Genomic DNA, 10,744 nt, shown 5'->3' on the forward strand with positions numbered 1-10,744 from the left:
CAGACAGATTTGCGTCGCTTTTCACCATCGATTGGACGGTTTCCTGCAGGACCTCGCCATTTTGCAGCGGAATTCAACTGGAGCCCTGACTAATGCAATACGACCGAACAGACGCCCGCATCCTGGAGATTGTCCAAAAAAACAATCGCCTGACATCTGAGATCATAGGCGAGCTTGCCGGGCTTTCTGCGACTGCGTGCCAACGGCGCTTGAAGAGGCTCCGCTCCGACGGCATCATCGAAGCCGATGTCTCGATCGTTTCGGCGAAGGCTGTCGGAAGGCCCATCCAAATGCTCGTCCTGGTAAGTCTGGAGCGTGAGCGCGCAGACATCATCGATAGATTCAAGAAAGCGATCAGATCGTCAGCTGAAGTCGTCAACGGATTTTACGTCACTGGAGACGCTGATTTCGTCCTGTATATCACCGCGCGGACGATGGAAGACTACGAGCAATTCACCCGACGATTCTTCTATGAGAATCCTGACATCAAGGGATTTAAAACAATGGTCGTGATGGACCGCGTAAAGGCTGGTTTTGCAATTCCGGTAGAAGCTCCCGACGAAGGTTGATGTTCGTATCTTTGTGGGCTTCTTCCGAGGCTTTTCGCTCGTTTTCATCGCCCATCCACGCATAACACCAGAAAGGGGCGCGATCTCTGTAGTAGAGTCTGGTGATATCAAACGTCGCAAGAAGGTAGGGCATGATACTCCAAGCCAGTGAATGGATCTCGCGCACGTCTGCAAGAGAGGCGATGGTCTTTCCTCTCAGCTCAGCAATGACAGCACTGCATTGCTTAGAAGCTACGTTGGGCTATTAGAAAATCCGGAAGACGTCCGAGGTCAGAGCGCGACAGATTATCGCTAGATCTGGATGTCGTGTTACGGGTCAATCATGGCGGCAGCAAATCCGAAAACGGAACCGCGCATAGACTCTAGGTATTCGAGCGCGCCTCCGAGCTGCTCGTCCAATTCGCGCTCAATATTTCGCGATTTTCTGAGCTGCGATCAGATTGCCGCGCGTGGTCCGCGAACCTAGATGACAAAGCCGTCCGACTTTCAGACCTACAGCGGCATCACCGCGCCGCTGCACTTTTCCTCGTTCCGGCGGATTTGGCTGGCGAGCCTGCTGTCGAACCTCGGTATACTTATCCAAGGCGTCGGTGCGGCCTGGGCGATGACGGAGATGACATCTTCCGCTGATAAGGTGGCGCTGGTGCAGACAGCCTTGTTGCTGCCGATAATGTTGATCGCCATGCCGGCCGGCGCGATCGCCGACATGCATGATCGCCGGATCGTAATGCTGGCTGCGCTGTCGATCGCTCTTTGCGGCGCCACAGCCCTCACTTGCATTGACTGGCTGGGTCTCACGACACCAAATTTATTGTTGCTGTTTTGCTTTGTGGTTGGTGCCGGCATGGCCTTGATGGGGCCGGCCTGGCAATCTTCTGTCAGCGAGCAGGTGCCGGCCGAGAGTTTGCCGGCTGCAATCGCTCTCAATGGCATCAGCTACAACATTGCTCGGAGTTTTGGACCTGCGGTTGGTGGCCTCATAGTTGCAACCGCAGGCGCTGTTTTGGCTTTTGCAGTCAACGCATTTCTCTATCTCCCGTTGATAACTGCACTGTTCCTGTGGAAGCGTGTGCCGAAGCCCTCGCGGTTGCCGCGGGAACGCTTAAGCCGCGCCATTATCTCCGGCGTGCGCTATATCGCCAATTCGCCGTCAATCAAGGTCGTGATTGCGCGCTCGATGATAACCGGGATAGTCGGCAGCGGCATCCAGGCGCTGATGCCGCTGGTTGCCCGCGATCTGTTGCAAGGAGGCGCGCAAACGTACGGCATCATGCTCGGTGCTTTCGGCGCGGGAGCTGTTATGGGAGCGCTCAACATTGGTGAATTGCGCGCCCGAATGAGCAGCGAGGCCGCGGTTCGGGCCTGCACAATATCGATGGGCGGCGCGATAGCCACGGTCGCTCTCAGCCATGAACCGATATTGACAGTCGCAGCTCTCGTCTTGGCGGGCGCCGTTTGGACGATAGTCTGGACATTGTTCAACATCGGTATGCAGCTGTCGGCGCCGCGGTGGGTTGCCGGTCGATCGCTTGCGGCTTGGCAGGCTTCGTTCTCAGGCGGACTTGCGATCGGGAGCTGGGGGTGGGGACGGCTGACCGATGGACTTGGAGTCGAGATCGCGCTACTTGTGTCGGCTGCACTGATGCTGCTCTTGCCGCTATTTGGGCGCTGGATGCCCATGCCGTCCATCACCGAGCGGGGGGAGGAGGCCGAGATGCTTGCCGATCCCAAGGTCCGGCTCCCTCTTACTTACCGCAGCGGCCCTCTGGTGGTTGAACTCGAGTACAGGGTGGCTCCCCAGAATGCGCGCGCGTTCCATAACGTCATGCAAGATGTGCAGCTCTACCGCCAACGCAACGGCGCCTATGGCTGGTCGATTGCGCGTGACATCGCCGACCCCGAGCTATGGACGGAGCGCTATCATTGCCCGACGTGGCTAGATTATTTGCGCCAACGCAACCGCTGGACGCAGTTGGAGCGCGCGCTGGATGACAAGGCGATGGCTTTCCACATCGGTCCTGAGCCTGTGCGTGTTCGCCGGATGCTGGAACGCCCATTCGGGTCGGTACGCTGGAAAGAAGAGGTGCCAGACTGCGCTGCGAATGAGCTCTAGCCAGTATGCTGTAGAAGGATCAGTCAGGGCAGAGGTAAGCTGGCGAACGCCCGGGAAAACGGAAGTCGGTTTTGGCGCATTTCGTCCAAGCGGGTACACTGCCCAGCATCGCCTCATCGGCGCACCCAGAGGGTCTCGACTGAAGGGCTCCTTCTGACCTGCAGGAACCGGCTAGCACAATGGACTGCATGAAACCTGCGCGTCTTTTCGCTTCGTTGCACATTTTCAACGACAATCGGACTTACACGACCGGCTTCTGCCTCGCTTCGCGGCTATGGTCTCCTTATGCTGCCGCACCATCACCCTTTCCTTGATCCAATCTCGAACGCGGGCTGTCGCCCCGCAAGGTGCACCTCGAGCAAGGCTGGCTCCCCGCCGAATTGGGCCGCCTACGATTTCTCCATCGGGAAAAACGTCAGAGCAGCTCGGACTGAGATCCCCATCGCCGCGATAGAAGGCTGGAGCCCGCCTGCGCCACGCGAAAGAGGCCCGGCTCGGGTTATTTCGACGGGCCGTCGGGAGCTAGCACCTCACTAGCCTAAACGGGCCTTATGGTAACGCTTCGCCCTTTGAAACCTCTCGGCGTTCACAAATGCAGGCGCGAGGCGCGGGCGATCATAGATAAGAAAGGTATTCCACATGACCAGAGTACTGATCACGGGCGCAAATCGAGGCATTGGCCTTGCTCTCGCGCGTCAATACGCCACCGACGGCGCCGAGGTGATCGCGTGCTGCCGCGACCCGTCAACAGCCCGTTCGCTTGAGGAACTCGTGACATCGTTCGGTGGGCAGGTGCGGATCATACAGCTCGACGTGGCCGACGACGCTTCGATTGCCTCGCTCAAGCGGACGATCGGCGAGGTGCCTGTCGACATTCTGATCAACAATGCGGGTATCAACGGAACACCTAAAGCCCAGTCGGCTGAGCGCATCGATGTCGAAGGCTGGATGACGACCATGCGCATCAACGCGCTCGCGCCGATACTGATCGCACAAGCAATGCGTGACAACTTGTTACGTTCTTCCGAGAAGAAGCTAGTGGCGATAAGCAGCGACTATGCTTCCACCGGCACAAATTACGGCTCAAGCCGCGACCGATATGCTTACCGAGCCTCAAAGGCTGCACTCAACAACGGCATGCGCGCCCTCGCACGCGACTGGGCCGAAGATGGAATTCTGGTAGGAATACTTTACCCCGGGTGGGTGCGTACCGATATGGGCGGGGAACGCGCATCTGCCTCCCCTACTTCGATCTCCGCCGAACACAGTGCGCTCTGTCTCACCCGACGAATTGCTGAGCTCACGCCGGCCACTAGCGGGGCGTTCCTGGACTACAACGGCGAGACACTCGACTGGTGACAGCGATCCGCCAAACAGTTCGATCGCCGAGGCCTAGACTCGTTGACGCGCCAAGCCGTGCCTTCTCGCCGGGGGATTTCCCTGGCGTGCTATTCCGTTCTTCGGCTCGAGCCCAGTCGGAGTGAACGGCGCTCCATACGGCAAAAACTCTATTATTCTGCCGACTTCCTGCCGAAAGAAGGCACAAGTGGAGATATTCGGCAGCGGAGGTCGGCGATACTGTTAGCGATAAGCCTTTGTTAAACGCGCATCGACCGGGGGACTATGAGCCATTCGGCAGGCTGCAGATGCACGACACAACCGCCATTCCTCCGTGCTCGGGGCGAGCGAGCTCGTCCGTGAGCGACGGCGCGTCAAAGGCGGTTCGCTTGGCTTTTCCTGAAGAGACTCTCACCAGCGCCAGGCTGCCTCTTTGCTTTAGGGCTAGCGACTTTGATTCGGCCAGCGATCTGCCCTTCAAGCTCGATCAGACGCTTGGACGCACGGCCTTTTTTGCATTGCTTTTACTCCCGAAACTGGAAAGAGGCTCCAATGATCGATTGAAGTGACGTTTCATGCCCGCTGCAAACCCGCGCAAGGTGGCTGCTAGCTCCGATCACGGCCGGATCAATCTTTACTTCGCATGCCTACTCCGCATCCGCCACAACCTTAGACGAAGCACAATCGCACGGAGTTATCATCGCGGTCGCCAACGAGCCTCCCTGGATGAAGCTCGATCCGGATGGCTCGCCCGCCGGCCTTGGCCCTGAACGCGACAAGGCTATTCTAGAGGAAGTCGGAGTGACCAAATTCACCGGTCAAATGATGGAATATGGCGCGATGATCCCCGCGATCCAATCGAAACGGGCGACGCTGTCGTCCTCGGGCGCTCTCTTTATTCGACCCGAGCGCTGCCAAGCTGTCATTTTCTCCAATCCCGTGAGCTGTGGAGGCGAAGCATTTATTCTACCCGGCTCCCTCGTGGGGAAAGTTCACTCCTATAAGGACGTTGCCGAACAATCTTTTGAAGGTCGGTGTCTGCGGCCGGCTGTACTCAACAAGAGCTATCGATAGCTGCAGGTGTGAAGGGAGCTATGCGGGAAACTGGGTGATGACGGCCTGAGATAGGCGGCGTATCGAGGCGGGTGTCGAGCCTGCCAGAACCTCTCAAGGAGAGCGATACGCCATGAACGAGACTAGCAATATTGTTGCACTTCGTCAGCCCGATGAGATCGACGATCCACTGACCGATATTCTGCGCGCTGGTGCGCGGCAGCTTCTGGCGCAGGCGGTCGAGGTCGAAGTCGAGACCTTTCTTGCCACCGTGAAGGACTTGAAGCTTGCCGACGGGCGCGCCCGTGTGGTGCGGCATGGTTACGGGCCGGCGCGGAGGATCCAGACCGGGGTCGGCCCGGTCGAGGTCGCGCGGGCGAAGATTCGCGACCGCGGGACGCCCAGCGATGGCGAACGGATCCGGTTCAGCTCGGCGATCCTGCCGCTGTGGGCACGGCGGACCAGAAGTCTGGATGCGCTGTTGCCGGTGCTCTATCTGCGCGGCATCTCGACCGGCGATTTCCAGGAGGCGCTGACGGCCTTGCTGGGCAAGGACGCGCCGAACCTGTCGCCCGCGGTGATTTCCCGGCTGACGGCCGAGTGGCAGGGCGAGTACGAGCGCTGGCAGAGGCGCGACTTGTCGGCGCGACGATACGTGTATGTGTGGGCCGATGGCGTCTTCCTGCAGGCCCGCATGGAAGATCACAGCGAATGCATGCTGGTGCTGATCGGCGCGACGCCGGAAGGCAAGAGGGAACTGATCGGCTTTCAGGTTGGCGTGCGGGAAAGCGCACAAAGCTGGCGCGAGCTTCTGATCGACGTCAAACGGCGCGGGTTGCCGATCGCCCCGGAAATTGCTGTCGGTGACGGCGCACTCGGCTTCTGGAAGGCGCTCGACGCGATCTGTCCCGACACGCGGCACCAGCGCTGCTGGGTGCACAAGACCGTGAATGTTCTGGATAAGGTCCCGCTCTCGGTGCAGGCCAACATGAAGACGGATTTGCGCGAGGTCCACCGGGCGCCGAACCGGGGGTCCGCCGAGGCGGCGATCGACGTCTTCGCCGAGAAATACCGCGCCAAGTACGGTCGGGCGGTTGAATGCCTTACCAAGGATCGCGACGAGCTGCTGGCGTTCTACGACTTCCCTGCCGAGCATTGGGATCATTTGCGAACGACAAACCCAATCGAGAGCGTGTTCGCCACCGTGCGGCACAGGACGGTGCGCACCAAGGGCTCGTTGTCGCCGACCACGGCCAGGCTGATGGTGTTCAAGCTGGTCATCGCTGCAGCAAAGACCTGGCGGCGGCTCAAAGGCACAAATCAGTTGCCGAAGCTGATCGCAGGTGTCAGATTCAACGACGGCATCGAGGTCATCCAAATGCCGGCAAACCACGCCGCCTGATCACCTCGTCACCCAAAATCCCGCATAACTCGTGTGAAGGCCGAAGACATTGTCATTCTCCCTGATAGGACTAGCGGAATGAAATTGCTGGCTGACAAACGTATCGACGTTCTGGCCCACGATACTGCAACTGCTGCTGACCTGCAGAAGCGACTTAGCAACCCGTCCGTCACGCAGGTCGTCCATGTGGCCGATACAAAGCTTTCCTGCGCCGCGGCTGCCTTTAGCGAGGACAGCGTGGAATTGAGAAACGCCTACAATGAAGGTCTACGAAAGATCATCGCCAGCGGCAAATATCTCGAAATCATGAAGAAGTACGGACGGGAGGATGGCACAGTCGGTGTTGATAAAATTACAACCGACGAGCTCTGCACCAAGTAGCTGAGAGTGACGCTTACGCCCTGCGAGCACCGATGGAGCAGATGGAGGTTACTGGCAAGCGCTATATGTTTGCTCTGCTCCCGTCGTCGTACAAGGCTCTTTGTCGAAGGAAGCGCAATGACGCAGCCGGTGGTTCAGTTCACAGAGGTATGCAAATCTTACGGCACTCACCCTGTTTTGACCGATCTGAGCTTTGCTGTATCTCCTGGTGAGAAGCTCGCGCTGATCGGCGCGTCGGGTTCGGGCAAGACGACAATATTGCGCATCCTCATGACCCTCGAAACAGTGCAAAGTGGAGCCGTTCTCGTCGGCGGTCACCCGCTCTGGAGTGCGGAGACGATGACACTCCCTCCACGCCGGCGCGAAGCGCATCTCGAAGACATGCGCAGCAATATCGGTATGGTTTTTCAGCAGTTCAATCTTTTTCCCCACATGAGCGTGCTAAAGAATATTACCTTGGCGCCGGTACTCAGGCGCGGCCTCACCGAGAGGGCTGCGAGGGATCTCGCGATGGACCTGCTCGAGATGGTTGGCATGGCCAACAAGGCGCATGCCTGGCCCGCCGAACTGTCCGGCGGCCAGAAGCAGCGAGCGGCAATTGCGCGAGCGCTGGCCTTGAAGCCCAAGGTCATGCTGTTTGATGAGGTGACGTCCGCGCTAGATCCCGAGCTTGTTGAGGAAGTGCTCATTGTCTTGCGCAAACTGGCGCTCGACACCGACATGACCATGCTGCACGTGACTCACGAAATGAGTTTTGCGTGAGACTTTGCCGACCGCATCCTCTTCCTAGACGGTGGACGCATTGTCGAAGAGGGACCGCCGGAGGCAATATTCCGCAATCCGCAGCAAGAGCGTACCAAGGCGTTCTTGCGTAAGATCGTCGCTGCGGGCCTGAGTCTGTGAATGCCGGAATCGATCCACTTCCTGTCGATCATCCTTTCGGGCGCGATCCTTACGATCGAATTGACCCTGCTCGGAAATATATTCGCTGCAGCAATTGCATTCACAGTCGGATTCGCACGCCTTTCGCGGGCTCTTTGGTTGCGTGTTCCAGCCCTCCTTTTCACCGAGTTCTTCCTGGGCACGTCCATGTATGTCCAGCTTTTCTGGGCGTACCTCGTGCTACCGTTAACGGGCTTTTCGCTAAGTCCGTTTCAAGCAGCCGTGCTGGTTCTCGGATTGAACTCCGGCGCCTACGCCTCGGAGATCGTCCGGGGGGCAGTGCTCGCTCTGCCTCGGGAACAGATCGAAGCATGTGTAGCACTCAATCTTGGGCGCTGGCAGCGCTTGAGGCACGTCCTTTTGCCACAAGCCCTGCTGCTGATGATACCTCCGTTCTCTAACAGCGCAGTCGAGTTGCTCAAGAGCACCTCCATCGTGTCCCTGATCTCGCTTTCCGAAATGGCCTTCAGGGCACAGACAGTCCGTACACAGACAGGCGACACGGCAATCCCCTATCTCACAATATTGGTCATCTACTTTGCCTTGGCGATGGTCATTTCGACGCTCATGAGCCTCCTTGAGCAACGACTCTCACCAAGTACCGACAGCGCACAGTATCAAAACGGCCGGGGCGTGCACCGACATTCTGGACCGCCGCCTCGATAGGCGACGGCCATTTCGGCGTTGAGACTTTCTTCAGGAACAAAATGCACTCAAATGTCGGGAAGATGATGAATGGATTGGAGTTGGTCCTTCGCTTTCGCGATCCTCCCCGAGCTCGTCGAGGGAGTGAAGATCACCGTATTTGCGAGTCTACTTGGCTCCGCGGTCGCTATGCTCATCGATTGCGCAATCGCAGTCGGCAGACGCTCAAACTTTCCTCCGCTTGCTTCGTTTTTACGGTATTTTGTCGAATTCGTAAGAGGCACGCCGCTTCTTGTTCAGCTCTACGTCGCTTTTTACATGCTGCCAGACGTCGGCATTTTTCTCAGCCCGCTCGCCGCCGGGGTGATCACGCTCGGGATTCACTACTCCAGTTACACGTCGGAGGTGTACCGCGCCGGCATTGACAATGGAGAACGCGGGCAGTGGGAAGCTGCCAAAGCGTTGAACCTGACTCGCCTTCAAGTGTGGCGATACGTTATCATTCCGCAGGCCGTGCCTCCGATGCTTCCTGCACTTGCCAACTACGTGGTCTCCATGTTCAAGGAGACACCGCTATTGTCGGTGATCACCGTGGTCGAATTGATGTCTCAGGCGCGTATTGTTGCGAACATCAACCGATCACCATGGTTGGCGCCTTCTTTCTGGCCGTTAGTAGACCTGCCGTGGCTGGCCTTCGTTTTCTCGAGCGGCGCTACGCTTTGAGACGCAAGCATAGCGGCGAGCTCTCGGTGTTCTAAAGTCAAGCGGCTTGCTCGACAGAAGCCTCGATATCTCTTGCGATTGGCCTGCACCAGGAGCGTGCGGCTTGCCAGCCTTCGCCTCGATTTCTTGGGATGAGCTGCTGCCGGTTTGCTGGACACCCGGTTAAGCTAATCCTACCTTGCGCTCGAACTCAACCGGGCTGAGATAGCCGATGGTCGAGTGCCTGCGGGTCGTGTTGTAAAATCGTTCGATGTAGTCGAACACATCGGCGCGTGCCTCGTCTCTGGTTCGATAAATCTTGTTGGCCGTACGCTCGGTCTTGAGCGAGGAGAAGAAGCTCTCCATCGCCGCGTTGTCCCAGACGTTGCCGGAGCGGCTCATGCTGCAAACGATGCCGTGGTCGGCCATCAGGCGCTGGAACTGCTCGCTTGTGTACTGGGCGGATTCAAACGGTCGTCACAACACCGATTGTTTTCACTCATGACAGCAATTCGTCAAGCGCTTCTGCCGGCGTTTTCCAGCCCAGGGTCTTTCTCGGTCGGGCATTGAGGGCCGCTGCCACAGCGGCTATCTCATCGGCGCTGTGGATGCTCAGGTCTGTGCCTTTCGGGAAGTACTGTCGCAGCAACCCGTTGGTGTTTTCGTTGGTCCCGCGCTGCCAAGGGCTCTGCGGGTCGCAGAAGTAGACCTGGATGCCCGCATCAATGCGCATTTCGCAAAAACGGGACAGCAGTTTCGCTAACTGACGGACAGCAGTTTCGCTAAATCGCGGACAGCGTAGCGGCGCTGGCTTTTGGTTGCCTGGTTGTTGAAGTCAGTTGGTATTCGTTTCGCTGTTTTCGACGTCGGTCAAGGGGCGTGCAGCTTTTTTCCTTCGCATGCTGTCGCCTTCGAGGGCGATACGGTGGGAGTTGTGGATGATCCGGTCGAGGATAGCATCTGCGATGGTTGGCTCGCCGATCATATCGTGCCATTGGGCAACGGGCAGCTGGGCGGTAATCAAGGTCGATTTGCGCCTGTAGCGCTCTTCGAAGATTTCGAGGAGATCGAGGCGCTGCTGGTCGTTGAGGGTGTGGGTGCCCCAGTCGTCGAGGATGAGTAACTGGACACGTGCGAGCTTATCGATGAGGCGCGGGAAGCGACCATCGAGACGGGCCACGGCAAGGTCTTCGAACAGGCGCGGCATCCGCAAATAAAGGACGGAATGATCGAGCCTGGCCGCCTGGCGTCCGAAGGCACACGCCAGCCAAGTCTTGCCAGTCCCGGTCAGGCCGGTGATGATGAAGTTCTCATGGGCTTTCAGCCAGGCGCCTTGCGCCAGCTGCAGGGTGTTGCGCCGGTCAAGGCCGCGGCGGGACGCGAAGTCGATGTCTTCGATACAAGCGTCGACGAAGCGCAGCTTGGCTGCGGCCAGGCGATTGGTCAGGCGCCGGTCGGCGCGCATGGCGGCTTCGCGATCAAGCATCAGGCCGAGCCACTCGTCGCGGCTGAGATCGGCGGCATTGTCCTGTTCGGCCAATTGCCGATAGGCGGCCGCCATTCCGGCAAGGCCGAGGGCCTGCATCTGGTCGAGGGTCG

9 protein-coding genes and 3 pseudogenes are annotated in these 10,744 nt (G+C 58.5%); 10 read left to right on the forward strand and 2 right to left on the reverse strand.

Going from position 1 to position 10,744, the window contains the following annotated elements; translation table 11 throughout:
• Positions 1-92 precede the first annotated feature (92 nt).
• The 10 genes and pseudogenes from IVA87_RS12260 to ehuD all read left to right on the forward strand — a co-directional run bounded on the left by IVA87_RS12260 (position 93) and on the right by ehuD (position 9,201).
• Positions 93-569: an Lrp/AsnC family transcriptional regulator gene (locus IVA87_RS12260; protein WP_247333674.1), complete on the forward strand. Its 477-nt coding sequence runs from the start codon at positions 93-95 to the stop codon at positions 567-569.
• A gap of 466 nt (positions 570-1,035) precedes the next feature.
• On the forward strand, positions 1,036-2,682 hold the full coding sequence (locus IVA87_RS12265; RefSeq protein WP_247333675.1) for an MFS transporter: 1,647 nt from the start codon (positions 1,036-1,038) through the stop codon (positions 2,680-2,682).
• A gap of 639 nt (positions 2,683-3,321) precedes the next feature.
• A complete protein-coding gene (locus IVA87_RS12270; RefSeq protein ID WP_247333676.1) occupies positions 3,322-4,041 on the forward strand; it encodes an SDR family oxidoreductase in 720 nt (239 codons plus the stop codon).
• 338 nt (positions 4,042-4,379) lie between these two features.
• Positions 4,380-4,589 (forward strand): hypothetical protein, encoded by a 210-nt coding sequence (locus IVA87_RS12275; RefSeq protein WP_247333678.1) that lies wholly within the window; start codon positions 4,380-4,382, stop codon positions 4,587-4,589.
• A 130-nt stretch (positions 4,590-4,719) separates the two neighbouring features.
• Positions 4,720-5,094: a transporter substrate-binding domain-containing protein gene (locus tag IVA87_RS12280; protein WP_346658351.1), complete on the forward strand. Its 375-nt coding sequence runs from the start codon at positions 4,720-4,722 to the stop codon at positions 5,092-5,094.
• 112 nt (positions 5,095-5,206) lie between these two features.
• Positions 5,207-6,475 carry an IS256 family transposase gene (locus IVA87_RS12285; protein WP_247333681.1) on the forward strand — a complete coding sequence of 423 codons (1,269 nt, stop codon included), beginning with the start codon at positions 5,207-5,209 and terminating at the stop codon, positions 6,473-6,475.
• Between the two features lie 33 nt (positions 6,476-6,508).
• Positions 6,509-6,856 carry a transporter substrate-binding domain-containing protein gene (locus IVA87_RS12290; RefSeq protein ID WP_346658350.1) on the forward strand — a complete coding sequence of 116 codons (348 nt, stop codon included), beginning with the start codon at positions 6,509-6,511 and terminating at the stop codon, positions 6,854-6,856.
• A gap of 117 nt (positions 6,857-6,973) precedes the next feature.
• A pseudogene (gene ehuA / locus IVA87_RS12295) lies at positions 6,974-7,759 on the forward strand (ectoine/hydroxyectoine ABC transporter ATP-binding protein EhuA).
• Complete coding sequence (gene ehuC, locus IVA87_RS12300) at positions 7,760-8,464, forward strand: ectoine/hydroxyectoine ABC transporter permease subunit EhuC (protein WP_247333683.1); 705 nt, start codon at positions 7,760-7,762, stop codon at positions 8,462-8,464.
• Positions 8,465-8,533: 69 nt separating this feature from the next.
• Positions 8,534-9,201, forward strand: a pseudogene (gene ehuD / locus IVA87_RS12305) (ectoine/hydroxyectoine ABC transporter permease subunit EhuD).
• A 127-nt stretch (positions 9,202-9,328) separates the two neighbouring features.
• On the opposite strand, the pseudogene IVA87_RS12310 reads toward ehuD, so the two are convergent.
• Positions 9,329-9,866, reverse strand: a pseudogene (locus IVA87_RS12310) (IS30 family transposase); the annotation flags it as partial.
• A 114-nt stretch (positions 9,867-9,980) separates the two neighbouring features.
• Positions 9,981-10,744, reverse strand: a 764-nt coding sequence (gene istB, locus IVA87_RS12315; protein ID WP_247333684.1) for an IS21-like element helper ATPase IstB, incomplete at its 5' end; no start/stop codon positions are given.

Source organism: Bradyrhizobium sp. 147, assembly GCF_023073935.1.
Lineage (GTDB): Bacteria > Pseudomonadota > Alphaproteobacteria > Rhizobiales > Xanthobacteraceae > Bradyrhizobium.